Raw genomic sequence first — 26,264 nt, forward strand, 5'->3', positions numbered from 1 at the left:
TGTCGGTGACGGTGTCCTTGGTCGCGGCATCCGTGAACTCGGCCGCATTACCGGCGTCGTCAGTGACGGTCAACGTCGCGGTCAGTTCGCCCTCGGCCAGGTCGGAGAGATTCTGGCCAGCGACAGTCAGGGTGGTGCCATCGACCGTGATGTCGGCGGGATCGACGGTGACGGAGCCACCTTCGCCGTCGGTGATGACCAGCTGAACGTTGCCGCTGTCCAAGCCGTCTTCGAGGGTGCCGGTCAGCGTCACGTTGCCGATCTCGTCGGCATTCAGGAAGCCATCGCCACCATCGCCGAAGGCGATGCTGTTGTCGCCTTCCGTCGGCGGGGTGGTGTCGGTATTGCTATCGACGGTGACGGGGTTGGACGGCGCACTGGTGTTGCCGGCTGGATCGGTCGCGGTGGCGGTCAGCTCGGTACCGTCTTCCGGCATCGGGTCGAGGGTGATTTCGAAGTTTCCGTCATCACCCACTTCGGTTGTCGCCACCTCGTCACCATTGCCATCGGTGATGCTGATGGTCGCGCCGGGCTCACCGGTGCCGGAGAGGGTGGTGCCGTCGGTCTCTTCGAGTACCGGAGCTTCGGGGGCGGTGGTATCGACGGTCAGTTCAATGACCTCTGACGGATCACTCTCATTGCCGGCGGCATCGGTCGCCACCGCGGTGAGGCTGTGATCGCCTTCGGCCAGCGGGTCGCTGAGCGTTACGCTCCAGTTGCCGTCGGCATCCGCGGTGACGGTGTCGAGCAGGGTCTCGCCGTCGTAGATGGCGACTGAGCTACCGGCTTCGGCAGTACCTGTCAGGGTCGGAGTCGTGTCATCGGTGCTGTCGCCAGAAGCCAGCTCGCCTGTGACGCTGCCCACATTGTCGTCAACAGAAGTAATGACAGGCGCGGCAGGAGCCGTGATGTCACCGGCGGTCGGCACCGTGACAATGGCAGAGGTGTCGCTTTCATTGCCGGCATCATCGGTGGCAGTTGCTGTCAGCTCGGTGCCGTCTTCCTGTTCTGGCGTCAGCTCGAGGCTGAAGTCTCCGTTGGCATCGACGGTCGTTTCACCAAGCACATCGCCGTCCCCATTGGTGACGGTAATGGTCGCGCCTGGCTCGCCGGTACCGGTCAGCGTCTCGCCGTCGGTCTCTTCGAGTACCGGAGCTTCGGGGGCGGTGGTATCGACGGTCAGTTCAATGACCTCTGACGGATCACTCTCATTGCCGGCGGCATCGGTCGCCACCGCGGTGAGGCTGTGATCGCCTTCGGCCAGCGGGTCGCTGNGGTCGGCACGGTGACAATGGCAGAAGCGTCGCTTTCATTACCGGCATCATCGGTGGCAGTTGCTGTCAGCTCGGTGCCGTCTTCCTGTTCTGGCGTCAGCTCGAGGCTGAAGTCTCCGTTGGCATCGACGGTCGTTTCACCAAGCACATCGCCGTCCCCATTGGTGACGGTAATGGTGGAGCCCGGCTCGCCGGTACCGGTCAGCGTCTCGCCGTCGGTCTCTTCGAGTACCGGAGCTTCGGGGGCGGTGGTATCGACGGCCAGTTCAATGACCTCTGACGGATCACTCTCATTGCCGGCGGCATCGGTCGCCACCGCGGTGAGGCTGTGATCGCCTTCGGCCAGCGGGTCGCTGAGCGTTACGCTCCAGTTGCCGTCGGCATCCGCGGTGACGGTGTCGAGCAAGGTCTCGCCGTCGTAGATGGCGACTGAGCTACCGGCTTCGGCAGTACCTGTCAGGGTCGGAGTCGTGTCATCGGTGCTGTCGCCAGAAGCCAGCTCGCCTGTGACAGGGTCCACGTCATCCACGATTGACACAATCTCGGGAGCGTCCGGGGCATTGGACGGGCTGGGCGTATCATCATCCTGGCTACCACCACCTGAATTGGTGCCACCGATCATCAGGCCCGTAGCACCTATCACGCCGAGTGCCGCCAGAGTCGTTCCTGATGCGCCCAATGTTGTGGCCAGAAAAGCGGACTCAATCGTATTTTCTACTGGTATGGCTTCGTAGGGGATATTGCCGGGAGACGTGCCGGCCATGTCGATGCGGTAGATATCGCCAGCGAAGTCATCACCCTGAAGATACAGGTGGCTTTCTTCCTGTGGATCGATATAGAAGCCGTCCAGGGTAATGACTTCACCATTCTGCAGTGTCAGGACAAGGTCATCACCCGAGCGAGACAGACCTGCGATTTCGTCGGGTGATATATCCAATGACACATCGGATGCTTCGTTGAGTCTGACTTCACGCACTTGACGAAGAACAGTGTCCTGTAAGGACAGACCGCTGTGTCCTGCGACCTTGGCATTGACCGGCATAGATGATTCTCCCTTGCAGTTTTTCTTTTTGATTCCTTTGTTAGGGGTGATCTTAAATATTGATCTGCGTCAAATCTACTGAGGGTTATCGCAGTTATTGCACAAAGCGATAGGGTGAGGATCATTTGTTCAGAAGCGATTGTTTATCTACCGTTTAATGAGTAGTAGGTTTTATTTATCTATTGCCTCGTGTTTGTAATGTTGAGAATCTCGTGCCGCAAAATGTCGCGATGATGTGTATGTGTTTTCCATAACGTATCTTTTTAGTAACTGATTTTGTATTTTGTGTTTCATTCATTCGATTTTTGATGAATTGGCTGGTGATGATTTTTGGCCAAAAGCATGAGATGCGTAGTACTTGAAGATTAATCTTTCTGCTCTATAGTTAAACGATAATAAAACGTTTTACAGATATTTACACCTTGTATAGCCTGTGGCTGGTGCCTGGTGGGTATTATCCATGTCCAACTGTTCCGCCGAGGTGGCGACACAGTGAAGAGGAAAGACAGAGGTTTATGGGTTAGTAGAATCCAAAAATAGATACTGTTCTGCCATATGGTGATAGGTGGTAAATGGCATGAGTATTATGCTGAAAGGGGAATTTCATCAATGCTGAGTCAGTATGAAAGAACTTGTCTTGAGGCGTTCAGGAATACCCATAGAGGTAAGCAGAAGGCATTGAGAGCCACGGCACTTCTACTTGTGGATGAGGGCATCAGTGCCAAGGTGGTGGCAATTCGATTGGGGGTGACAAAAGAATCGATTGTCAATTGGATTGATAGGTGGAAAGTGACTCGGTGGGCGATGTTGGAGGACAGGCCCAGACCTGGTCGTCCTCCAAAATTCTCTGCAGTAGATAGAGCTGCGATAAAGCATCTGCTTGAGAGATACTCAGGAGATCTCTGCAAGGTGCAGTTCTACTTCGAGGTTGAGCATGGTAAATCCATCAGCCTGGTGACATTGCGAAAATACCGAAAGGAAATCCATCAGCGCTTGCCACCTCCTTCAGAAACGTTTCAGGGTAGTCATCCTGAGGGATGAGTCCGAGAAGATCATGGTCTTCTCGGGCATGCTGCCACTGTCTGAGAAGCCTGTTACACCTCCTGTTCCCTCTAGTGACCTTCTTGCATAACCATTCTAGAAAATGGTCATTCACTCGCCTCGAGTGGCTTTGGTATTCCTTGTTGACTCTGCATTGTCGTGGATCGGCCTATTTTGGTGCGGTGTGCTTGGCGTGCCTCATGATTATGCACTGCACTGGTGCGCTCTTTGCGCGCCCGATTCCTGACACCCTGTTTCCCTCCATCAGTTCGCCCCTGCTTATGACTGGCACATCAATTGCACTACCTCAGTCGGGATAACAAGTACAACAAGACACGAGGGAATGTCGTGAACAAGAAAATCGCTGCCGCAATGCTGTCCGCCTGTGTCGGTTTCTCACTGGCCAATGTCGCTCAGGCGGAAGAGGGGCCGATCAAGGTCGGCATCCTGCATTCACTGTCCGGCACCATGGCGATCAGTGAATCGACACTGAAAGACACCATGTTGATGCTGATCGAGAAACAGAACGAGAAGGGCGGGCTGCTGGGGCGCAAGCTGGAGCCCGTCGTGGTCGATCCGGCCTCCAACTGGCCACTGTTCGCCGAGAAGGCACGTGAACTGCTGGCGCAGGACAAGGTCGACGTGATCTTCGGCAACTGGACGTCCGTCTCGCGCAAGTCGGTGCTGCCGGTGGTCGAGGAGCTCAACGGCCTGTTGTTCTATCCGGTGCAGTATGAGGGCGAGGAGTCCTCGGAGAATGTCTTCTATACCGGGGCGGCGCCCAATCAGCAGGCGATTCCGGCAGTGGATTATCTGATGAACGATGTGGGCGTGGAGCGCTGGGTGCTGGCAGGCACGGACTATGTCTATCCGCGTACCACCAACAAGATCCTGGCCGCCTACCTCAAGTCTCACGGTGTGGCCGACGAGGATGTGATGGTCAATTACACGCCCTTCGGTCATTCCAACTGGCAGTCCATCGTCTCGGACATCAAGTCCTTCGGCAGCGCGGGCAAGAAGACGGCCGTGGTGTCCACCATCAACGGCGATGCCAACGTGCCGTTCTATCGTGAGCTGGCCAACCAGGGCATCGATGCCGAGGACATTCCGGTGGTGGCCTTCTCGGTGGGCGAGCAGGAGCTCTCGGGCATCGATACCGCGCCGCTGGTCGGGCATCTCGCGGCCTGGAACTACTTCATGAGCGTGGACAGCGATACCAACTACGACTTCATCGATGAGTGGATCGCCTACACCGGCAAGGAAGATGCCGTCACCAATGACCCGATGGAAGCCCACTACATCGGCTTCAACATGTGGATGGAAGCCGCTCGCAAGGCGGGCAGTGTCGAGGTTGATGCGGTCAAGGACGCCATCATCGGCGTATCCGTCCCCAACCTGACCGGCGGCTACGCCACCATGATGCCCAACCATCACATCACCAAACCGGTGCTGATCGGCGAGATCCAGGACAACGGTCAGTTCTCCGTCGTCTGGCAGACCCCCTCCACCGTGGCAGGCGATGCCTGGTCGGACTATCTGGAAGGTTCCAAGGACCTGATCAGTGACTGGCGCAAACCGATGGAGTGCGGCAACTACAACGTCGTGACCCATTCCTGTGGGGCTCAACAGAACGTCGCCACGCAATGATGCGTAGCACGTTCTGAGAGTGAGGCGGCGCGCATGTGAACCTGCGTGCCGCCTCACTGAGTGTCGGCTCCGAGGTCGCGACGCCCTCGGAGACTGATGACGCCTTCGCGCGTTCACCATGGATGGCCTTCTTGATGTCTATCTCCGTTTCAACGATGTTCCGCTGGTGCTGGCAGAGGATGCTGCTGATCTGTCTTCTGTCATTCCCCCTGTTTGCCGCTGCCCAGTCCGAATCCGCGACTGGGCAGTCAGCGCGTCTGTCTGACAGCGCTGCCCAGACCTTGCTGACCCGACTTGCCGAGGCGCGCAACCCCGCCAAGCCGGCCGTGATCGATGAGATCGCCGTGAGCGGCGATGAGCGCGCGCGTGGCTGGCTGGAAGCCTTCTCCTCAAGCAAGCTGGCTCGCCTCAAGAGCGGCGAGCGCTTCCTGATCATCGACAACAATCGCGGCCGCGAATGGGCCGTTTCCGACGCCCTGTCCGGCGACTCCGCCGGCAAGGTCTCGCGGCGTGAGCTCGAGACACTGCGCAGCAACAACTCGCTGCGCGGCCACATCGATGGCGTGCTGTCGATGATCGACCTGTTGTCCCCGGAGGCCGAGGTCCGGCTCGCGGCGGCGCGCGGCCTGCGCGGCAGTGTCGATGAGACCATGGCCGAGCGGCTGCCAAGCCTGATCGAGCAGGAAGCCGATGCTGATATCCGCGCCACCCTGGCGGAGGCGCTCGCCATCCAGCAGCTGGAAGCCAATGGCGACCCTGCGGCGCTGGAGACGCTATCCGGCAGCCTGAATGCCGCCGCGATCGCCGCCATCAATGGTGCCGCGGCCAGTGATGACCCGCAGCTGGCCAAGGCCGCCCGGGTAGCACTGGCCGGTATCGAGCAGAAGCTCAAGCTCAACAGCGGGCTCGAGACGCTCTACTTCGGCCTCTCGCTGGGCTCGGTACTGGTGCTGGCTGCCATCGGGCTTGCCATCACCTTCGGTGTCATGGGCGTGATCAACATGGCGCATGGCGAACTGATCATGCTGGGCGCCTACACCACCTGGGGCATGCAGCAGCTGCTGCCCGGGCAGCCGGGACTGGCACTGCTGCTTTCCATTCCCGCAGGCTTTCTGGTCGCGGCGGCGGTGGGCGTCATCATCGAGCGCAGCGTCATCCAGCACCTCAAGGGGCGTCCGCTGGAGACCTTGCTGGCCACCTTCGGCATCAGCCTGATCCTGCAGCAGCTGGTGCGTACCACCATCTCGCCCCTGAATCGCATCGTGGTCACGCCGGAGTGGATGAGCGGCTCGCTGATGATCAACGAGGCGCTGTCATTGACGCTCAATCGCCTCTACATCATCGGCTTCGCGCTGTTCGTGTTCGCCGGCCTGATGCTGATCATGCGCCGCACCCGTCTCGGACTCGAGGTGCGGGCGGTGACCCAGAATCGCGCCATGGCACGCTCGATGGGCATCAAGGCGACGCGTGTCGACATCATGACCTTCGCACTCGGCTCCGGCGTTGCCGGCCTGGCCGGAGTCGCGCTCTCGCAGATCACCAACGTCGGGCCGAACCTGGGCCAGAACTACATCATCGACTCCTTCATGGTGGTGGTGTTCGGCGGGGTCGGCAATTTGTGGGGCACGCTGGTGGCCGGCATGTCGCTGGGACTGCTCAATCAGTTCCTCGAGCCCTGGGCGGGTGCGGTCCTCGCCAAGATCGTGGTGCTGGTGTTCATCATCCTGTTCATTCAAAAGCGCCCGCGGGGACTCTTCCCGCAGAAGGGCCGCGCCGCGGAGGGTTGATCCATGCCTGATTCACGTTCCTGGCTGGCGCGCCCCTTCACGGAGCGCTCCACCCAGATATTCCTGGCAGTCCTGACACTGTCGGTACTCGCGGTCACGCTGCTGCATTTGCTGCTGCCCGAGAGTAACCCGTTGCATGTCAGCACCTTCACCGTCACCTTGCTGGGCAAGTACCTGTGCTATGCGCTGCTGGCGGTGGCGGTGGATCTCGTCTGGGGCTACCTGGGCATCCTCAGCCTGGGCCACGGGGCCTTCTTCGCGCTGGGCGGTTACGCCATGGGCATGTACCTGATGCGCCAGGTGGGCGACCGCGGCGTGTATGGCAATCCGGAGCTGCCGGACTTCATGGTCTTCCTCAACTGGCAGGAGCTGCCGTGGTTCTGGCAGGGCTTCGACATGCCGGCCTTCGCCTTCCTGATGGTGCTGCTGGCGCCGGGGCTGCTGGCGCTGGTGTTCGGCTTCCTCGCCTTCCGCTCCCGCGTCACCGGTGTCTATCTCTCCATCATTACCCAGGCGCTGACCTTCGCCTTGATGCTGGCGTTCTTCCGCAACGAGATGGGCTTTGGCGGCAACAACGGCCTGACTGACTTCAAGGACATGCTGGGCTTCGATCTGCGCACGGATGCCATGCGCGTCGCGCTGTTCATCGCCAGTGGTGTGGCGCTGGGGCTCGGCTATCTGCTGTGTCGTGGCATCGTCGGCTCCAAGCTCGGGCGTTTGAGCATCGCCTGTCGCGACGCCGAGGCGCGCACGCGCTTTCTGGGCTATCGCGTCGAACGTGTGCAGCTGTTCATCTTCGTGGTCTCGGCGATGCTGGCCGGGGTCGCGGGGGCGCTGTACGTGCCGCAGGTCGGCATCATCAATCCCGGCGAGTTCTCGCCGCTGTTCTCCATCGAGGTGGTGGTGTGGGTGGCGCTCGGCGGCCGCGCGACGCTCTACGGCGCCGTGCTGGGCGCGCTGATCGTCAATTACGCCAAGACGGTGTTCACCGGCATCATGCCGGACGCCTGGCTGTTCGCTCTCGGCGGTCTGTTCGTGCTGGTCACCGTGCTGTTGCCCAAGGGCATCGCCGGCCTGTTCGCCCAGCGTGGCTGGGGCAGGCGCTCGTCGTCCAAGGCGAAGATTGATCCGACGAACGCGACTCGTCCCACCGAGCAGGAGGCCACGGCATGAGCCTGTTGAAAGAGATGGCCACGCGGGATCGCGTGTTCGACTTCCTGACCCCACGTGTCTCGCCGGTGGATGTGACCCACGGGCCGATCCTCTATCTGGAGGATGTCAGTGTCAGCTTCGATGGCTTCAAGGCGATCAACGACCTCAACCTGACCATCGACGATGGTGAGCTGCGCTGCATCATCGGCCCCAACGGCGCCGGCAAGACCACGATGATGGACATCATCACCGGCAAGACGCGCCCCGACAGTGGCTCGGTGTGGTTCGGCAGCCGCCACGATCTGCTGCACATGAGTGAGCCCGAGATCGCCACCCTGGGCATCGGTCGCAAGTTCCAGAAGCCCACCGTCTTCGAGGCGCTCAGCGTGTTCGAGAATCTCGAACTCGCGATGGCCACCGACAAGCGCATCTTCCCGACCCTGACCGCGCGCATGACCGGCGAGACTCGGGATCGGATCGAGGAAGTGCTGCAGACGATTCATCTCAAGGAATGGCATGCGCGCGAGGCGGGCATCCTGTCCCACGGCCAGAAGCAGTGGCTGGAGATCGGCATGCTGTTGATGCAGAAACCGCGTCTGCTGCTGGTCGATGAGCCGGTGGCCGGCATGACCGAGCAGGAGATGGAACGCACCGCGGAGCTGCTGACCAGCCTGGCGGGACGCCAGTCGGTGGTGGTGGTCGAGCACGACATGGGCTTCGTGCGCTCCATCGCGCGCAAGGTCACGGTGCTGCATCAGGGCTCGGTACTGGCGGAAGGCAGCATGGATGCGGTATCGAGCGACCCCAAGGTCGTCGAGGTCTACCTGGGAGAGAGTGACGGATGACGCAAGCGCAGATGACCGATACCCCGATGCCCCACGCATCGCCGACCCATGACCCGGCGACGAATGACGTGGCGCCGCTGTTGAGCATCGAGTCGCTCAATCAGTTCTACGGCGAGAGTCATACGCTGTGGGATCTCACGCTGGAGATTCCCGCCGGCCAATGCACCTGCGTAATGGGCCGCAACGGCGTCGGCAAGACCACCTTGATGAAATGCATCATGGGTGAGGAGAGCGTCCGCGACGGCAAGCTTCTGTATCGCGCCGAGGGCGGTAGTGGTGAGAGCAGCAGTGGCGATGCCAGTGGCCTCGAGCCGCTTGATCTGACACGCCGCAAGCTCGAGGAGCGCGCCCGCCTGGGCGTCGGCTATGTCCCCCAGGGGCGTCAGATCTTCCCGATGATGACGGTGGAAGAGAACCTGCGCACCGGGCTGGCCGTACGTCGTGATGGGCTGCGTCAGATTCCCGAGCGCATCTATGAGCTGTTTCCCGTGCTCAAGGAGATGCGTCACCGGCGCGGGGGCGACCTGTCCGGCGGCCAGCAGCAACAGCTCGCCATCGGCCGCGCGCTGGTGATCGAGCCGCGGCTGCTGATCCTCGATGAGCCCGGCGAAGGCATCCAGCCCAATATCGTCGCCCAGATAGGCGAGGTCATCCGCCGGCTTATCAAGGAAGACGGCCTGACGGTGCTGCTGGTCGAGCAGAAGCTGCCCTTCGCGCGCAAGTACGCCGATCGCTTCGTGATCATGGATCGCGGCCGGCGGGTGGCCGAAGGCGAGATCGCGGCGCTGTCCGATGAATTGATCAAGCAGCACCTGACCGTATGACGATCCAGCGCATGATTTCCGCAGACGGCGCGACGGATGTCGCGTCCGGCCATCGCTTCGATGATCAGCGTCAGTGGCAGGCCTCGCTGGCGCTGCGCTTCGAGACCGACACCCGCGATGGCGCAGGCCCCATCACGCGCCTGACGCGTCGGCGTCATCACGGCCCGCTGCGCGTGCAGCGGCCGTTCTATCCGGAAGGCCGCCACGGATGCTGCCATGTCTATCTGCTGCATCCCCCCGGTGGGCTGGTCAGTGGTGATGCGCTGCATATCTCGGCAGAGGTCGAGGAAGGTGCGCAGGTGCTGTTGACCACGCCTGCGGCCGCCAAGCTCTACAAGGCGGATCGCAATGGCGTGGCCTGGGGCCAGCATACCCATCTCAAGGTCGCCAACGGCGCCATTCTGGAATGGCTGCCTCAGGAAACGCTGGCCTTCAATGGCTCGCGCGGCGAGCAGACCACCACTCTCGAGCTTGAGGGCAATGCTCGCTGTCTGGGCTGGGAAGTGCTGGCACTCGGCCGGCCCGTCGGTGAGCTGCCCTTTGTCAGCGGCCATCTGGAACAACGCTTCCGCCTGACGCGTGACGGTAAGCCAGTGTGGATCGAGCGCCAGTCGCTGGACCCGCTGCATCCGCGCTTCATGGGGCGCTGGGGGCAGGGTGGCTGCAGTGTCCAGGCCACGCTGTGGGCGGTCGGGCTTGCAGATGAGCCGGAGGCCATCGAGGCCCTGCGCGAGGCGATGCCTGCCTCTCCACGATGGGCGGTGACACGCCGCGAGGGCGTGCTACTGCTGCGCTATCTCGGCCATGAACGCAACGAGGCCTGGGCACTGTGCCAGCAGGCATGGCAGATCCTGCGCCCCTTGATGACCGGGCGCGAGGCACAGGTGCCGCGAATCTGGCTGACCTGACCTCGAGAGCCCCCACGCAATGACGACCACAAGAGCCACGACATGGAACTGACGCCAAGAGACAAGGACAAGCTGTTGCTGTTTACCGCAGCACTGCTGGCCGAGCGCCGCAAGGCCAAGGGCCTCAAGCTCAACTATCCGGAATCCATCGCGTTGATCAGCGCCGAGATTCTGGAAGGCGCACGCGAAGGATTGAGCGTGGCTGAGCTGATGGGACGCGGGGCAGAGGTGCTGACCCGTGATGACGTGATGGAAGGCATCGCCGAGATGATTCCCGAGGTGCAGGTCGAGGCGACCTTCCCGGATGGCACCAAGCTGGTGACCGTTCACAACCCCATCGTGTGAGGTGAGCAATGATGATTCCCGGTGAATATCAGGTGGCGGACGGCGAGATCTCTCTCTGCGAGGACCGCCTGCGCACCACGCTCTCGGTCGGCAATCGCGGTGACCGACCGATCCAGATCGGCTCGCACTATCACTTTGCCGAGGCCAATCCGGCGTTGGTGTTCGATCGCGAGGCCGCTCTCGGGCAGCGCCTGGACATCGCCGCGGGCACGGCGATTCGCTTCGAGCCCGGGCAGACGCGTGACGTCACGCTGATCCCCTTCGCCGGCAGTCGCCATATCTATGGCTTCCGTGGCGAGGTGATGGGACAGCTCAAGGATGACGGCAGTGTCGAGCGCTGAGCGAGCGACGCCCTTTAGCTCAATGTGTCAGGCAATGGCACTGACAGGCATTCAGCTCGGAGCTCGCTCAGCAACTGCAGCTCAGAGATAGAGACTCCGGGATCAAGAGGCAACCCATGAAGATAACGCGACAGGCCTATGCCGACATGTACGGCCCGACCACTGGTGACCGCGTACGTCTGGGCGACACGGCACTGTGGATCGAGGTGGAGAAGGATTTCACCCATTACGGGGAAGAAGTGAAGTTCGGCGGTGGCAAGGTGATTCGCGATGGCATGGGCCAGAGTCAGCGCGCTGATGAAAGCGTGATGGATACCGTGATCACCAATGCGCTGATTCTGGACTGGTGGGGCATCGTCAAGGCGGATGTCGGTCTCAAGGCTGGGCGCATCGCGGCCATCGGCAAGGCCGGCAATCCCGACACCCAGCCTGACGTGGATATCGTGATCGGCCCGGGCACCGAGATCATCGCCGGCGAGGGCAAGATCCTGACTGCCGGCGGTGTCGACCCGCATATCCACTTCATCTGCCCCCAGCAGGTGGAAGAGGCGCTGATGAGCGGCATCACCACCATGCTGGGCGGTGGGACAGGGCCTGCCACCGGCACCAATGCCACCACCTGTACGCCGGGGCCCTGGCATATCGGCAAGATGCTGCAGGCGGTGGACAGCCTGCCGATGAACATCGGCTTGCTCGGCAAGGGCAATGCCTCGTTGCCCGAGGGGCTGGAGCAGCAGATCGAGGCCGGCGTGATCGGCCTCAAGCTGCATGAAGACTGGGGCACGTCGCCGGCCTCCATCGACAACTGTCTGACCGTCGCCGATGCCTACGACGTGCAGGTGGCGATCCATACCGACACCCTGAATGAATCAGGCTTCGTCGAGGATACGCTGGCGGCCTTCAAGGACCGTTGCATCCACACCTTCCACACCGAAGGCGCCGGGGGCGGCCATGCGCCGGACATCATCACCGCCTGTTCGCGGCCCAACGTGCTGCCGTCCTCCACCAACCCGACGCGTCCCTACACCGTCAACACGGTGGATGAGCATCTCGACATGCTGATGGTCTGCCACCACCTGGACCCGAGCATTCCCGAGGATGTGGCCTTCGCCGATTCGCGCATTCGCCGCGAGACCATCGCCGCCGAGGACATCCTGCATGACCTGGGTGTCATCTCGATGATGTCCTCGGATTCCCAGGCGATGGGCCGTGTGGGCGAGGTGATCTGCCGCACCTGGCAGACCGCGCACAAGATGCGCGAGCAGCGCGGCCTGCTGGCGGAGGATGCCGAGCGTGGCACCGACAACTTCCGTGCCCGCCGTTATATCGCCAAGTACACCATCAACTCGGCCATCACCCACGGTATCGCCCATGAGGTCGGCTCCATCGAGGTCGGCAAGCTGGCGGATCTGGTGCTGTGGTCACCGGCGTTCTTCGGCGTCAAACCGGCCTGCATTCTCAAGGGCGGCATGATTGCCGCCGCGCCGATGGGCGACCCGAATGCCTCGATTCCCACGCCGCAGCCAGTGCATTACCGCCCGATGTTCGGCGCCTTCGGCAAGGCGGCCAGCGCCACGCGCCTGACCTTCGTCTCTCAGGCGGCACTCAAGGCCGGTGTCGGCGAGGCCCTCGGACTCGACAGCCCGTTGTCCGCCTGTCGCGACGTACGCCAGGTGCGCAAGCGTGACATGAAGCTCAACGATGCCTGCCCGGAGCTCAAGGTCGACCCCGAGACCTACGAAGTCTTCGCCGACGGTGAACTTCTGACCTGTGAGCCTGCCACCGAGCTGCCCCTGGCCCAGCGCTATCACCTGTTCTGAAGACCTGTTCTGAGGGCCTGTTTCAAGTGCCTGTTCTGATTCCCTATTCGAGATTGACGCCATGATGGAACTGATACATCGCCTGCCAGACGCCAGTGGATCAGGCGACCCAGCGAGCGCTCACACCGAGGCGGAGCCTCTGGATACCTTGACTCTGCCGCTGGAGCTGCGCATCCGTGGGCGGCTGCGTGCCACCACGGACGGCGGGCGCGAGGTCGGCCTGTTTCTGGATCGCGGACCGGTGCTGCGTGACGGCGATCGGCTGGCCTCGCGCGAGGGCGAGGTGATCCGCATCCGCGCCGCGGATGAGCCGGTAGTGACTGCCCACATCGCCGCCGGGCGTCCGATGGCGGCGCTCTGCTATCACCTGGGCAATCGCCATGTGCAGCTGGCGATCGGCATGCAGGAAGCCGAGACCGGAGCCGCGATTCAGACCGGCTGGGTGCGCTTCCCGCCGGACCACGTGCTGGAAGCGCTGGCCGAGCGCCTTGGCGCGACCCTCACTCATCACGAGGCGCCCTTTGATCCTGAGCCGGGCGCCTATGCCCAGGCGGGACAGGGGGCTCATTCTCACGATCATGGTCATTCGCACGGGCATGAGCACAGCCACGGTCATTCTCACAGCCACGCCCATGAGCACACGCATGAGCATTGATGCCATGGCGGGCCTGCCGGCTCAGGAGGACCTGGCACTGCTGGGGCTCCTGCAGCTGGTGAGTCCGGCCTTGCCCATCGGTGCCTTTGCCTGGTCCCAGGGGCTGGAAAGTGCCTTCGAACTGGGGTGGGTCACTCAGGAGCAGGAGCTTGGCGAGTGGATCGACGGCGTGCTGGAAGACGGGCTCGGCCGTTGCGAACTGCCGTTGCTGGTGCGCCTGCAGCAGGCATGGGCCGTGGAGGATGTGGCGGCGCTCAATGAGTGGGATGGCTGGCTCAAGGCGACACGCGAAACCGCCGAACTCAGCGATGAGGACGCGCGTCTCGGGGCGGCGCTGCTGCGTCTGCTCAGAAGCCTCGCGCTTGAACCGCCAGCGGCGCTGATGCCCGAGACACCGGGCTACGTCACGGTGTTCGCCTGGGTGGCGCATCAGCGTGGGGTGCCACTGCGCCAGACCTTGATCGGCTTTGCCTGGGCCTGGCTGGAAAACCAGCTGGCGGTGGCCTGCAAGGCCATGCCGCTGGGGCATACCGCCGCGCAGCGCCTGACCGAGCAACTGCGCCTCCGCGTGGTGGAGGTCGTCGCACAGGCGCTTGAGCGCCCGGATGCAGCGCTTGGCCCGATACTGCCGGGGCTGGCACTCGCCTCCGCCCAGCACGAAACCCAATATTCCCGTCTGTTCAGGAGTTGAGCGAACGCCGCCTGTCCTGAGGCGGCGGCGCCTGAACCGACCGACACGAACGCCTGATATCTCACGAGAAAGGAAGCTGTCATGAAGCATTGTCTACGCGTAGGAGTGGGTGGGCCGGTAGGCTCCGGCAAGACGGCGCTGTTGCGTCAGCTGTGTCTGGCCCTGCGCGATCACTACGACATCGGGGTGGTCACCAATGACATCTACACCCGCGAAGATGCCGATTTCCTGCTGCGTCATGAAGCACTGGAGGCGGACCGCATTCTCGGCGTCGAGACCGGCGGCTGCCCGCATACCGCGATCCGCGAAGACGCCTCGATGAATCTGGCGGCCATCGATGATCTCCAGGCGCGTCATCCGAACATGGAGCTGGTGCTGGTGGAATCCGGCGGTGACAACCTGTCCGCGACCTTCAGCCCCGAACTTTCCGATCTCACGCTCTATGTGATCGACGTCTCGGCAGGCGACAAGATTCCGCGCAAGGGCGGGCCGGGCATCACCAAGTCCGACCTTCTGATCATCAACAAGATCGACATCGCCGAGCAGGTGCATGCCTCGCTTGAGGTGATGGACCGCGACTCGCGCAAGATGCGTGGCGAGCGGCCCTTCGTGTTCGCCAACCTGTATGACGGCGTCGGCCTGGAAGAGATCATCGCCTTCATTCTGGATCGCGGCATGCTGCCGGAGCGCCGCCCGGAAAAGCTGGCCGCACAGGCCTGACGGCGCAGCGGTTTCTGCCGCTTGCCAGGAATCCATTGTCTCCCGGTAGTCGACACATGACGGATATCGGGTGAATTCATCATCATCTTGTTCAGGAATGACACATGAAGCGTTCTCACTCCGCACTGCTGGCCACCTCACTGCTGCTGGTGGCGACCTCGGCCTCCGCACACCCCGGCCATGATGCCCACGGACTGATGGCCGGCCTGACGCATCCCTTCACCGGGCTGGATCACCTGCTGGCCATGCTGGCCATCGGCATCTGGAGTGCACGCCAGTCACGGGCCTTGAGGCTTGGCACGCCGCTGCTGATGGTCATCGGCATGCTGGCGGGAGCGGGCATTGCGCTTCTCAGCGGTGGACAGGCGCTGCATGCGCTGATCGCGGAACAGGGCATCCTGCTCTCGGTGCTGGTGTCCGGTGCTCTGGTGGCATTGCTGATGCGCCTCCCCACGCTGGCGGGGGCTGTCATGGTGGCCGGCTTCATGACGTTTCATGGTTTCGCCCACGCCATGGAGATGCCAGCGTCAGGTAGCGTTACGCTCTATATGGCAGGTTTTGCGGTCGCCACAGTGGTACTGGCGATGGTTGGTCGAGAAATGGGCAAGCGGCTCGTCAGCTTCCCGACCATTGCTTCACGCCTGATCGGAGGAACCGTGATGGCGTCCGCTGTCATGATGGCGGTCTAGGCAATGACATCGGCTTCATCGAAACCACGCGGATCACATGCCTGACCGTGTGACTCTCCCTCAAGTGTGTCTGTTCATATTGCGCCTCGCTGCCTGTCAGCGGGGCGTTCTTGTAGAGAGGGCATCAGTACCAGGGGAAAGTCGAGAGTTCTGTAGATGAAGGCTTCTCGACCCTGATGCTTGCCTTGCTCGAAAGATTGCCATCTAGAAATGTTATAACGTATCATTTGTGGGCCAATGGATGATGGCGCATCTATCGGCTTGCCACGCAATCATTGACTCATGACGACAAGGTCTCATGACGACAAGGCTGTCATCGGGATCATGACCCCCTTGGATGCGGCGTGGTAACCACCCTGAATTCGAGGCTATGACTGATGACAACCCTGACACCGGCTCGCTCTCCTGACTTGCCGCCGGCGCTGCCTGTAACCGTACTTTCCGGCTTCCTGGGCGCTGGCAAGACGACGCTGCTCAACCACATCCTGACCAACCGTGAAGGGCGGCGGGTGGCGGTGATCGTCAATGACATGAGCGAGGTCAACATCGACGCCGCCATGTTGCGTGGCGCACCCGGCACAGGCAGCGAGGTGGCGCTCAATCGCGCCGAGGAGCAGCTGGTGGAGATGAGCAATGGCTGCATCTGCTGCACGCTGCGCGAGGACCTGCTCATCGAGGTACGACGATTGGCCGAGGAAGGGCGCTTTGATTGCCTGGTGATCGAATCCACCGGCATTTCCGAGCCGCTGCCAGTGGCGGAAACCTTCACCTTCGAGGATGAAGACGGCCAGTGCCTCTCGGATGTCGCGCGTCTCGACACCATGGTGACCGTCGTGGATGGTGCCAATTTCCTTGCTCAGTATCGCGAGGCGCAGTCACTGGCCGAAGCCGGGGAAAGCCTCGGCGAGGACGATGAGCGCAATGTCGCCGACCTGCTGGTTGACCAGATCGAATTCTGTGATGTGCTGCTGATCAGCAAGACGGACATGATCGAGGCAACCCAGCTGGATGAGCTGACGGCCGTGCTGCGCTCGCTCAACCCGGAGGCCGAGATTCTGCCCATGGCGCAGGGCGCCGTGCCGCTTTCCAAGGTGCTGGATACCGGTCGCTTCAGTTTTGATCGTGCACAGCAGGCACCGGGCTGGCTGAAGGAGATGCGCGGCGAGCACGTGCCGGAGACCGAGGAGTACGGCATCTCGAGCTTCTCCTACCATGCGCGCGTGCCGTTCCATCCCGAGAAATTCCATCAGCTGCTCCACGGGGACTGGTTCGGTGGCAAGCTGCTGCGCTCCAAGGGCTTCTTCTGGCTGGCCACGCGCCCGCAGTTCGCGGGGCAGTGGAACCAGGCCGGTGGCATCGCCCACTACGGATTCGGCGGCATGTTCTGGAAGGCGGTACCGAAGGTCGAATGGCCTGAAGACCCCGAGTATCTGGCGTCGATTCAGGAGAAATGGCAGGAGCCCTTCGGCGACATGCGCCAGGAGCTGGTGTTCATCGGCCAGAACCTGGAGGAAGCCCGTATCCGTCAGGCGCTGGATGACTGTCTGCTCGATGACGCTACGCTGCTGGCGGGCAAGGAAGCCTGGCGTGACCTGCCGGACCCGTTCCCCGCCTGGGAATGAGTGATGGGCAGATAGTGACCGATGACTCTCGCGCCCCATGACAACGCCCCACTGATCATTGGTCAGTGGGGCGTTGTCATTACTTGACGCGCGCAGAGGTTTCGCTGCCGGCCTGTGAGCCATGGCGGACAAGACGGGCCGATACGCTGCTCAGGGCAAACAGCAGGGCGGCGAGACACACGATGGTCGGGCCGGTGGGCGTATCCAGCCAGTAGGCTGCCTGCAGACCGCCCGTGGTGGAAATCCCGCCGATGATGGCAGCGGTAACCGCCATGAGTTCTGGGGTGTGGCAGAAGCGGCGTGCCGTGGCCGCTGGAATGATCAGCAGCGCGGTGATCAGAAGCGCCCCGACCACCTTCAGGGCGACCGCGACCACCACGGCCAGCGACAGTGTCAGCACCAGCTGCTCGCGTCGCGGGTTGATGCCGCTGGCGCGCGCCAGGTCTTCATTGAGTGTCGCAGTGAGCAGGGCTGACCAGCGCCAGCGAAGCAGCCCGAGGACCAGCAGGCCGCCAGTGGCGATGATCGCAAGATCCGTCTTGCTGACGGCCAGGATATCGCCGAACAGATAGGCCATCAGGTCGATCCGTACGCCAGGCAGGAAGGAGACGGCGACCAGCCCGAAGGCGAGCGCGGAGTGCGCCATGACGCCAAGCAGGGTGTCCATGGCATAGCCGCGTCCGCTCAGCAGGGTCACCAATGTCGCCATGATCAGTGAGACGGCGAGCACGCCTGCCAGTATCGAGGTGGACATCAACAGTGACAGCGCCACCCCGAGAATCGCGGCGTGGGCCGTGGCATCACCGAAATAGGCCATGCGCCGCCAGACGACGAAACAGCCCAGGGGCGCTGCCGCAAGCGCGACGGCAATGCCAGCCAGAGCGGCGCGGACCATGAAATCGTCCATGACATTGTCCAGCATCAGTGCAATCTCTCTGTGATCGGTGTCGCGGGTGTCGTGAGGGGCTGTGCTGGCGGCACCCTGTCATCCATTGGCGGCGCCGTGTGGCTGTGTCGATGGTCATGTCGGTAGAAGGCGAGGGCGTCAGCAGTGTCGAGTCCGAACAGATCCTGATAGGCCGGTGAGGCCATGACGCGCTCTGGCGTGCCCTGGCAGCAGACGTGCCCATGCAGGCAGACGACGCGGTCCGAGGCGCGCATCACCACATGCAGTTCGTGGCTGACCATCAGCACTCCGCAGCCGAGGGTGTGACGGACACGGTCGATCTGACGATAGAAATCCGCGATGCCTCGGTGATCCAGGCCTTGGGTCGCCTCATCCAGCAGCAGGAGATCAGGCGAATCCAGCAGTGCACGGGCCAGCAGAATTCGCTGGAACTGACCACCGGAGAGACTGGCGATCTGCTGAACCTCGGCACCGGGAATGCCGGCCTGCAGGAGGGCATGCGCCACGGCATCCAGCGAGTGTCGATGTGGCAGGTTCAGGAAGCGTTCCACCGTCATCGGCAGCGTCGGGTCAAGGCTCAGACGTTGAGGGACATAGCCGATCTTGAGCCCCGGCTCTCGTTGTATCCGACCGTGCGACGGAGCAATGGACCCGATGATGCTGCGAAGCAGCGTGGACTTGCCGGACCCATTGGGGCCTACGAGGGTAACGATTTCACCGCGTTCCACCTGTAGCTCGATCTCCTCGAGAATGCGGTGCTTGCCGAGGGTGACGCAGAGGTTCTCGATCGATAACAGCGGCATGGGGAGCGGGCCCTTGAAGAATGACAATGTTGACGGTTCAGTGGTCGTAAGTGTTATGTTATAACATATTTAGTCGAGGCGGTAGCGTCTCCGAACTTCCTTCCGTGTCATCGCATCTTCTGGAGAACCGTCATGTGCAATCGGTTGCTGCCTTTCCTCTCGCTGCCAGTATTGATGCTGCCCGCCGTGGCCATGGCGGAGGTGCCCTCCGTCGCGGTGGACATCCCGCCGGTGCATTCACTGGTCTCGCGCGTCATGGGGGAGCTGGGCAGTCCCGAGCTTGTCATCCAGCCTGGAGCCTCGCCGCATGGCTATTCCATGCGGATCTCGGAGGCCAGGTCACTGGCCGACGCGGATATCGTGTTCTTCGTCAGTGATGAGCTGACGCCCTGGCTTTCCAAGGCGCGTGCGTCGCTGGCCGCGGATGCCGACACCCTCGAGCTGATGGAAGTGCCCGGCACCCTTCATCTGCGCTATCGCGAGGGCGCCACCTTCGAAGCGCATCATCATGATGATGAGGTGTCTTTTGAACATGATGAAGTGCATGGCGATCACGAAGAGCATCACGATGGTGATCATGAAGAGCACGGTGACCATGACGAGCATCATGATGGCGGTCACGAAGCCCATGCGGAGCACGACGAGCATCACGACGGCCATGACGAGCACCATGAGCATGCCCACGCTGGCATGAACCCGCATGGCTGGCTGGACCCGATGAATGCGCGTCTCTGGCTGGCGGCGATCGCGGAATCGCTGGCAGCGCAGGACCCGGAGCATGCTGCGACCTATCGCAGGAATGCCCAGACGGGCCAGCGGGAGCTCGACGCCATGACAGAGTCACTGTCAGCGCGTCTGGCACAGGTGCAGGGCACTCGCTACATCGTCTTCCATGATGCCTACCAGTACTTCGAGCACCGCTTCGATGCCCCCGCGTCCGGTGCCATCTCGCTGGGGGATGCCTCCACGCCCAGCCCGGCGCGCGTCAAGGAGATCCAGGCGCGTGTGGCGCGGGACAACATCCAGTGCGTCTTCCGTGAGCCACAGTACAACCCGGCGTTGATCGAGAGTGTCTTCGAGGGGACCGGCGTCAAGACCTCCATCGTCTTCGAGCCGCTGGGGGTCGGGCTGCCGCTGGGCGAGACACTCTATCCGCAGCTGATCGAGCGCCTGGGGCAGGGCATCCTGCGGTGCGCCGACGCCTGAGCGATCACGTGACATCAGGACGGGGAGGCCGGCAGATCCCCGTCTTTCCTTCCATATCCTCAAGAGCACCATCCTCAAGGGAGAGCCACTGCATGCCCCATCCGACGTCCCCTCCATTGACGGAACGTGACGCTGAATTCTGCATCAATGCCGCAACGCGCACGCTCGAACGCTGGGCGATCGCCGTCACGCGTGGGGAAAAGGAAACGCTTCTCTCGCTGTATGCCGAGGATGCGATTCTGGTGCCGACGGTCGCCGATGATGTGCGTGAGAATCGCCAGCAGCGGCAGGCCTATTTCGATGGTTTTCTCGCCAATGAGGCGCTGGCCTGCGAGCTGGGTGAGTACTCGCCACGGGTCAGTCGCAAGCTGGGCACCGTGGTGATCGGCGGGCATTACACCTTCGAGTATCGCGTCGCTGACGAGACGGTCACGATTCCGGCCCGCTTTCTGTTCACCTTCGAGGAGATCCGCGGCGAATGGAGGATCACCGGCCATCACTCCTCGCGACTGGCGGGATGATCCTGCGCTGACGGCGAGCCGTCCGCGCTCTGTTCATCACCTCTCCTGACACTCCCCCACACTTCGGCGGAACTCAGTGCCTGCCTCCCACCGGCGTGAGGGAGGCGGCACTGATGAGAGCCGCTCTGGATATCTGACGAATGACCGCAATACTCCCCGACGTTTCCCTGACCGAGCGCTCCCGTTCCCTGAGCCCCCTGGAATGGGTGGGCATGCAGGGCATTGATCTGCCCGTGCTCATCGAGGAGGGCGATTACCGCCGTGAATTGCATGCCCGCGTGGATGCGCAGGTCGACCTGCCGATGTCGCACACCAAGGGCATTCACATGTCGCGCCTCTACCGTCTGCTGGATGGGCTGGCGGAGGGCAAGGCGCTGACCCCCGGCAGTCTGCGGAATGTGCTCGCTGCAATGGTGGAGAGCCATCATGACTGCGCCTCGCGCAATGCCCGCGTGAAGATGGCGTTCGCACTGCTGGTGAAGCGTCCGGCGCTAGTCACGCCGGCACTCTACGGATGGAAGTCGTATCCCGTCACGCTGGAGGCCAGTCTGCACGAGGGCAGGTTCACGCTGCAGGCCAGTGTCACGGTGGGCTATTCCTCCACCTGTCCCTGCTCGGCGGCCCTGTCGCGTCAGCTGATCGAGCAGGCATTCCTGGAGGCTCACCGCAATGACGCCGCGCTGCCGCCTGAGCAGGTCGCCGAGTGGCTCACCCACCATGCCACCCTGGCCACGCCCCACAGCCAGCGCAGTGAAGCGATTGTCCGGGTCACGCTCAAGCCTGAAGCCGAAGATCTGGGACTGATCGCGCTGATCGATGCCATCGAGCAGGCCGTGGCGACGCCCGTCCAGACGGCCGTGAAACGCGCCGATGAGCAGGCGTTTGCCGCGCTCAATGGTCAGAATCTGATGTTCGTCGAGGACGCCGCGCGCCGCTTGATCAATGGCCTGGCGGTCTCACAGGGTGAGGCGCATGTCCATGTGCGGCATATCGAGAGCCTTCACCCCCATGATGCCGTGGCCTGGGGAGGTGGTGCGTAAGAAACCCCCTGCGCCATGGTGAGTGCCAGCTAATGGCCCCGCTGAAGAGACATCGAGGTTGATGTCCTGATCTGTCCAGGCCCTGCCGGCGATGCCGGTGGGGCCTTCGCGTCTGGGGCGCCGCCATCAGGCATCATGTGGTTTGCAAAACAGGCCAGATGTTATGGTGTAGAGCGATATATTGCGTATTTGTCTAGACAAAGGTCTATTTCTGCGCCAATTGGATTGACCCTTGAGTCGGAAGGCGTCTAAGTTCTGCTCTATCTGGTATGGTTTGCAGTCCACTTGAGGGAGGCGGCTCTTGCGCGTGAAGCGCTCGAAGCTCCGTCGCCAGCACACGCTCACCGTCCTCAAGCGTCATGCCAGACGCGATACGTCCATACCCATAATCAGAACAATCAAAGGGATTCGACAATGAAGCGAGTCATGCTTGCCGCCACGCTGTTAGCCGCCGCCTTGTGTACCACGACCGCGCATGCCGAGAAGATCGTGTTTGCCATCGGGGGAAGTCCCAACAGTCTGCAGGGCCAGACCGCACAGTACTTCGCCGATAGCCTGCAAGCCCGGCTCGGCGATGAGCATCAGGTCGAGTACTACCACAGTGGGCAGCTGGGGGATGAGCGCCAGCTGATCCAGAAGCTGCGCCTGGGTACGGTCGACCTGGCCGCGATTTCCTCGGTGATGTCGTCCGTGTCACCAAGCTTCGCCCTGTTCGACATGCCGTTCATGGTCAAGGACCGCGAGCACCTCAAGCGCATCGATGACGCGATCGTGATGACGGATCTGGCCGAGGATGCCAAGTCCAAGGGCCTCAAGCTGGTCTCCACCTGGGAGAACGGCTTCCGTCAGATCACCAACAACGAGCATCCGATCGTTGCGCCAGAAGACCTGGACGGGCTGAAGCTGCGTACCCCACAGAGCGAGTGGCGGACCGGCATGTTCAACGCCTGGGGCGCCAACCCGACACCGATGGCCTTCTCGGAAGTCTTTGTGGCGCTGCAGACCGGGGTCGTCGATGGTCAGGAGAACCCGCTGTCCAACATCGATGGCGCCAAGTTCCAGGAGGTGCAGAAGTACCTGTCACTCTCCAATCATGTCTATTCGCCCATCTGGTTGACCAGCAGTCAGGCCGGCTGGAACAAGATGCCCGAGGACGTGAAGGCAGCGATTGCCGAAGTCTCCGCCGAGACTCAGAGCTGGGCCTTAGCCAAGGGTGCGGAGCTTGATGACAAGCTGCTGGCAAGCCTCAAGGCGGGTGGCATGGCCGTCAACGAGGTGGACCGGGATGCCTTCGTCACCGCAAGTGCGCCGGTCTATCAGGCGTTCTCCGACAAGGTCGATGGCGGCCAGGCGCTGGTTGACCGGGCCATGGCACTGGCCAAGGAGTAAGTCATGAGCTCGCATTCCCATGCGGCCAAGGCAACCTTCCCCACCGAGAGTGGGGAAGGACTGACGCCCAAGGCTGACTTGACAGTGCTGGACAGGATCAACCGTGTGGTAGAACGCTGCCTTGAGGTATTTACCGTCAGCCTGCTGTTGTCGCTGACGGTGATCGTGCTGGCGGCAGTGGCCTTGCGTACCTTCGGTGGCTCCTTGCCGTGGTATGACGAGGTCGCCTCGATCAATCTGGCCTGGCTCAGCTTCTATGGCGCTTGTCTCGCGGCCTTGAAGCGTTCGCACATGGGCTTTCCCGGCTTGATCACCAAGGCGCCCATCGCACTGCGCAGCACGCTGTTCATTACCTCTGAGCTAATCGTGATCGGATTCTTTGCCGTGGTGGGCTGGTTCGGGTATCAGGTGCTGGACGTGCTGGCCTGGGATGCCTTGATCGCCTTGCCGAGCATTGGCCTGGATGTCACCCAGTCGGTGATCCCGCTCAGTGCGGCACTCTTCATCGTGTGTGAGCTGCTGAGCCTGCCCCACGCATGGCGCAAGATGTGTGAAGGCGTCAACAGCGAAGAGGAAGAGATCGCGGAAGCCATCCGCCTGGCCGAGGAAGACCTCAAGGAGCACCGCTCATGACGCTACTGATCATTATCGCGGCCCTGTTCGCACTGGTGCTGATCAACGTTCCCATCGCGGTTGCCATCGGCACGGTGGGGGTCGTGGGTGTGGTGATCTTCATGGGCGTGGACGCGCTGGTGAACGTGCCGCTGACGCTCTTCAATGGCGCGACCAAGTTTCCACTGATCGCGATTCCGCTGTTCATCCTCGCCGGTGCGCTGATGAACACGTCAGGCATCTCCATGCGGCTGATCAATCTCGTCACGGCGATGGTGGGGTTCGTGCGCGGTGGCCTGGCCATGGTCAATGTCGGGGTGTCACTGTTCTTTGCCGAGATTTCCGGCTCAGCTGTCGCGGACGTGGCAGCCACGGGGTCGGTGTTGATTCCAGAGATGAAGAAGCGCAAGTACACGCCAGAGTTCTCGGCGGCCATCACGTCATCCTCCGCATCATTGGCGATCATCATTCCGCCGTCGCTGTCGATGATCCTGTATGGCGCCATCGCGGATACCTCCATCGTCAAACTGTTCGTGGCGGGAATCATTCCGGGCCTGTTGGGGGGATTCGGCCTGGCAGTGCTCTGCTACTACTATGCCCGCAAGTACGACATGCCGCGTGAGGCTGCCTTCTCGCTGTCGGCGCTTGGCAAGGCGTTCCGGGAAGCCTTCTGGGCGCTGACGTTGCCGGTCATCATCCTGGGCGGAATCTTCGGCGGCTTCGTGACCGCCACGGAAGGGGCGGGCATCGCCGTGCTGGCGGCGCTGGTCATCGGTGGACTGGTCTATCGCGAGTTGAATCTGCAGGTGCTGTATCGGGCGGTGATTGATGGCGTGATCCAGACGTCCGTCGTCATGCTGCTGGTCGCGACCTCAGCCGTCCTGGGACTGTTTTTGACCGAGATGCAGCTGCCGCAGCAACTGGCGCAGGAAATCACTTCACTGACCACGGACCCGGTGGCGGTGCTGGCGTTGCTCAATATCCTGCTGCTGTTGCTGGGGATGTTCCTGCATGGTGCAGCGGCCATCATCCTGGTCGTGCCGATCGTGATGCCGCTGATCCAGCAGATCGGGATCGATCCCATCCACTTCGGCCTGATTCTGACGCTCAACCTCGCCATCGGTCAGCAGACACCCCCCGTCGCCTCGGTGCTGGCGACCTCCTGCTCGATTGCCAGAACGGACATGTGGGAAACCACCAAGGTCAATCTGCCGATGATCTTCGTGCTCTTCCTGGTGCTGATGCTGGTCACCTACGTGCCGGCGATTCCCATGAGCCTTGTCGAGCACTTCTATGGGTGAGTGTTTGATTGATAGGTAGAGAGGTAGGTAGATAAGTAGGGCAGTGATGGAGACTGCTCACCAGACACGCCAAGGCCGCCCTTTGAGGCGGTCTTGGCGTGTCTGAAGCCAGCAAGCGAACCCCGAGGTGCATGCCCCTCAGGCAATCCACGCTGCATCAAGCGGGGGATTTCACTTTTCCGGTCCAGCAACCGGCACGCCTTGTGCTATCTGGCGGGGGCCGGACACATGCTGTTCGGCACGGAGAATCCAGGTGGCACCTCCAGGCATCAGCAGCATGCCCAATACTTCGTTGGTCTGCGGCCATTGCCATGCCAGCAGGTATCCGTAGAGCAACACACAGCAGGTCTCGAAGACGGTCATCTGCCCACCCACGGAGACCGGCAACCGCTGGGCGGAGGAGTTTCACAAGGCATTGGCAATCCACGAACCGCCCACCGACATGAAGACGACTGCGGAACCGAAAGCCCACCAGCGCTCTGATGACAGCACCAGCGGCAGTATTCGCGGCTATAAGACGGCGACGCCTGCGCGCGACAGCACCCTGACACCGTCAGCGTGCTGGCAATGCATGCCGCCATTCAGCGAGGCGCCGGCACCGGTCTGGCCTGGGATTTCATGGCAGGAGACGCCATCGCAAAGGGCGAGCTGGTGCGCGTCACAGACCATCGCGCGATCATTGGCCTCGCTGAGCATCTTGCCCACGGCCCTCATCGACCGTTACCGGCCTCCGCGCGACTGTTCAGGGATTGGCTGATCGCCAGGGTGGGCAATATCAAGTCAGTGGATGGCGGATACTGACAACCAAGGTCAGAATCAGAGCTCAAGACGCAAAGTCGAATGACGGACATCGGATTAGTTGCCGAAGTGTCGTCGCAGTGGTGACGCATTCAGACATCATCGCTCCCTGGAGTTCTTGTCTCAGGGATGAGCTCAATCCTTGACCTGTTATCGCTCAACAGATGAGATGAGCCTTCTGTAACAGAGAGTGATTTAACGTATCATCCCAGTGATCATAAGTTATCTTTGTCATGTGGACCCCCAGCGTAGTCATGACACAGATAATATTGTGCGTGGCGTCG

The 26,264-nt window shown here is 61.8% G+C and carries 27 protein-coding genes; 22 read left to right on the forward strand and 5 right to left on the reverse strand.

The window, feature by feature from the left end; genetic code table 11:
- Together HXS65_RS16610 and HXS65_RS16615 are read right to left on the reverse strand one after the other, a co-directional pair.
- Positions 1-1,234 (reverse strand): Ig-like domain-containing protein (locus HXS65_RS16610; protein ID WP_255304539.1); only part of this gene is annotated, 1,234 nt, incomplete at its 3' end.
- Positions 1,180-2,316, reverse strand: coding sequence for an Ig-like domain-containing protein (locus HXS65_RS16615; protein ID WP_176494425.1), 1,137 nt, complete (start codon positions 2,314-2,316; stop codon positions 1,180-1,182). The genes HXS65_RS16610 and HXS65_RS16615, both read right to left, overlap by 55 nt.
- A 609-nt stretch (positions 2,317-2,925) precedes the next feature.
- On the opposite strand from HXS65_RS16615, the gene HXS65_RS17700 reads away from it, so the two are divergent.
- The 15 genes from HXS65_RS17700 (at position 2,926) to zigA (ending at position 17,403) form a co-directional block, all read left to right on the forward strand.
- Positions 2,926-3,357, forward strand: coding sequence for a helix-turn-helix domain-containing protein (locus HXS65_RS17700; RefSeq protein ID WP_176494426.1), 432 nt, complete (start codon positions 2,926-2,928; stop codon positions 3,355-3,357).
- 372 nt (positions 3,358-3,729) lie between these two features.
- Positions 3,730-5,004 (forward strand): urea ABC transporter substrate-binding protein, encoded by a 1,275-nt coding sequence (gene urtA / locus HXS65_RS16625; RefSeq protein WP_084208274.1) that lies wholly within the window; start codon positions 3,730-3,732, stop codon positions 5,002-5,004.
- Between the two features lie 134 nt (positions 5,005-5,138).
- A complete protein-coding gene (gene urtB / locus HXS65_RS16630) occupies positions 5,139-6,791 on the forward strand; it encodes an urea ABC transporter permease subunit UrtB (protein ID WP_375782219.1) in 1,653 nt (550 codons plus the stop codon).
- Between the two features lie 3 nt (positions 6,792-6,794).
- On the forward strand, positions 6,795-7,964 hold the full coding sequence (gene urtC / locus HXS65_RS16635; protein WP_176494427.1) for an urea ABC transporter permease subunit UrtC: 1,170 nt from the start codon (positions 6,795-6,797) through the stop codon (positions 7,962-7,964).
- Positions 7,961-8,788 carry an urea ABC transporter ATP-binding protein UrtD gene (gene urtD, locus HXS65_RS16640; protein WP_088743952.1) on the forward strand — a complete coding sequence of 276 codons (828 nt, stop codon included), beginning with the start codon at positions 7,961-7,963 and terminating at the stop codon, positions 8,786-8,788. Before urtC ends, urtD begins: the two co-directional genes overlap by 4 nt.
- 77 nt (positions 8,789-8,865) lie before the next feature.
- On the forward strand, positions 8,866-9,612 hold the full coding sequence (urtE, locus tag HXS65_RS16645) for an urea ABC transporter ATP-binding subunit UrtE (protein WP_176494489.1): 747 nt from the start codon (positions 8,866-8,868) through the stop codon (positions 9,610-9,612).
- An 11-nt stretch (positions 9,613-9,623) separates the two neighbouring features.
- A complete protein-coding gene (locus HXS65_RS16650) occupies positions 9,624-10,520 on the forward strand; it encodes an urease accessory protein UreD (RefSeq protein ID WP_176494428.1) in 897 nt (298 codons plus the stop codon).
- Between the two features lie 42 nt (positions 10,521-10,562).
- Positions 10,563-10,865 (forward strand): urease subunit gamma, encoded by a 303-nt coding sequence (ureA, locus tag HXS65_RS16655; protein ID WP_024952521.1) that lies wholly within the window; start codon positions 10,563-10,565, stop codon positions 10,863-10,865.
- Between the two features lie 11 nt (positions 10,866-10,876).
- Positions 10,877-11,206: an urease subunit beta gene (locus tag HXS65_RS16660; RefSeq protein ID WP_054556303.1), complete on the forward strand. Its 330-nt coding sequence runs from the start codon at positions 10,877-10,879 to the stop codon at positions 11,204-11,206.
- 116 nt (positions 11,207-11,322) lie between these two features.
- Positions 11,323-13,026 (forward strand): urease subunit alpha, encoded by a 1,704-nt coding sequence (ureC, locus tag HXS65_RS16665; protein ID WP_176494429.1) that lies wholly within the window; start codon positions 11,323-11,325, stop codon positions 13,024-13,026.
- Positions 13,027-13,087: 61 nt separating this feature from the next.
- On the forward strand, positions 13,088-13,681 hold the full coding sequence (gene ureE, locus HXS65_RS16670) for an urease accessory protein UreE (protein WP_176494430.1): 594 nt from the start codon (positions 13,088-13,090) through the stop codon (positions 13,679-13,681).
- Positions 13,671-14,372 (forward strand): urease accessory protein UreF, encoded by a 702-nt coding sequence (locus tag HXS65_RS16675; RefSeq protein ID WP_255304540.1) that lies wholly within the window; start codon positions 13,671-13,673, stop codon positions 14,370-14,372. The genes ureE and HXS65_RS16675 overlap by 11 nt, the downstream gene beginning before the upstream one ends.
- An 81-nt stretch (positions 14,373-14,453) precedes the next feature.
- Positions 14,454-15,092: an urease accessory protein UreG gene (gene ureG, locus HXS65_RS16680; RefSeq protein WP_054556181.1), complete on the forward strand. Its 639-nt coding sequence runs from the start codon at positions 14,454-14,456 to the stop codon at positions 15,090-15,092.
- A gap of 104 nt (positions 15,093-15,196) precedes the next feature.
- Entirely contained in the window at positions 15,197-15,781 is a 585-nt protein-coding gene (locus tag HXS65_RS16685; RefSeq protein WP_176494431.1) for a HupE/UreJ family protein, read from the forward strand.
- Between the two features lie 377 nt (positions 15,782-16,158).
- Positions 16,159-17,403, forward strand: a complete 1,245-nt coding sequence (gene zigA / locus HXS65_RS16690; RefSeq protein WP_176494432.1) for a zinc metallochaperone GTPase ZigA — start codon at positions 16,159-16,161, stop codon at positions 17,401-17,403.
- Between the two features lie 79 nt (positions 17,404-17,482).
- On the opposite strand, the gene HXS65_RS16695 is transcribed toward zigA, so the two are convergent.
- Complete coding sequence (locus tag HXS65_RS16695; protein WP_176494433.1) at positions 17,483-18,325, reverse strand: metal ABC transporter permease; 843 nt, start codon at positions 18,323-18,325, stop codon at positions 17,483-17,485.
- The gene (locus tag HXS65_RS16700; RefSeq protein ID WP_176494434.1) at positions 18,325-19,113 is read right to left on the reverse strand and encodes a metal ABC transporter ATP-binding protein; all 789 of its coding nucleotides are present in this window, start codon (positions 19,111-19,113) and stop codon (positions 18,325-18,327) included. Before HXS65_RS16700 ends, HXS65_RS16695 begins: the two co-directional genes overlap by 1 nt.
- A 132-nt stretch (positions 19,114-19,245) precedes the next feature.
- On the opposite strand from HXS65_RS16700, the gene HXS65_RS16705 reads away from it, so the two are divergent.
- The 6 genes from HXS65_RS16705 (at position 19,246) to HXS65_RS16730 (ending at position 25,182) form a co-directional block, all read left to right on the forward strand.
- Positions 19,246-20,319: a zinc ABC transporter substrate-binding protein gene (locus tag HXS65_RS16705; RefSeq protein WP_176494435.1), complete on the forward strand. Its 1,074-nt coding sequence runs from the start codon at positions 19,246-19,248 to the stop codon at positions 20,317-20,319.
- A 92-nt stretch (positions 20,320-20,411) separates the two neighbouring features.
- Positions 20,412-20,840: a DUF4440 domain-containing protein gene (locus HXS65_RS16710; protein ID WP_176494436.1), complete on the forward strand. Its 429-nt coding sequence runs from the start codon at positions 20,412-20,414 to the stop codon at positions 20,838-20,840.
- A 140-nt stretch (positions 20,841-20,980) separates the two neighbouring features.
- Positions 20,981-21,880, forward strand: a complete 900-nt coding sequence (folE2, locus tag HXS65_RS16715; RefSeq protein WP_176494437.1) for a GTP cyclohydrolase FolE2 — start codon at positions 20,981-20,983, stop codon at positions 21,878-21,880.
- 414 nt (positions 21,881-22,294) lie between these two features.
- The gene (locus tag HXS65_RS16720) at positions 22,295-23,269 is read left to right on the forward strand and encodes a TRAP transporter substrate-binding protein (RefSeq protein ID WP_176494438.1); all 975 of its coding nucleotides are present in this window, start codon (positions 22,295-22,297) and stop codon (positions 23,267-23,269) included.
- Positions 23,270-23,272: 3 nt separating this feature from the next.
- Entirely contained in the window at positions 23,273-23,902 is a 630-nt protein-coding gene (locus tag HXS65_RS16725) for a TRAP transporter small permease (RefSeq protein WP_084208290.1), read from the forward strand.
- Entirely contained in the window at positions 23,899-25,182 is a 1,284-nt protein-coding gene (locus HXS65_RS16730; protein WP_084208291.1) for a TRAP transporter large permease, read from the forward strand. Before HXS65_RS16725 ends, HXS65_RS16730 begins: the two co-directional genes overlap by 4 nt.
- A 171-nt stretch (positions 25,183-25,353) precedes the next feature.
- Here HXS65_RS16730 and HXS65_RS16735 read toward each other — a convergent pair whose 3' ends face one another.
- Positions 25,354-25,545, reverse strand: a complete 192-nt coding sequence (locus HXS65_RS16735; protein ID WP_176494439.1) for a hypothetical protein — start codon at positions 25,543-25,545, stop codon at positions 25,354-25,356.
- A gap of 195 nt (positions 25,546-25,740) precedes the next feature.
- Here HXS65_RS16735 and HXS65_RS16740 point away from each other — a divergent pair, with 195 nt between their 5' ends.
- Positions 25,741-25,983 carry a hypothetical protein gene (locus HXS65_RS16740; RefSeq protein WP_255304541.1) on the forward strand — a complete coding sequence of 81 codons (243 nt, stop codon included), beginning with the start codon at positions 25,741-25,743 and terminating at the stop codon, positions 25,981-25,983.
- Positions 25,984-26,264: the final 281 nt, after the last annotated feature.

Source organism: Cobetia sp. 5-25-4-2 (assembly GCF_013374075.1).
Taxonomy (GTDB): domain Bacteria; phylum Pseudomonadota; class Gammaproteobacteria; order Pseudomonadales; family Halomonadaceae; genus Cobetia; species Cobetia marina.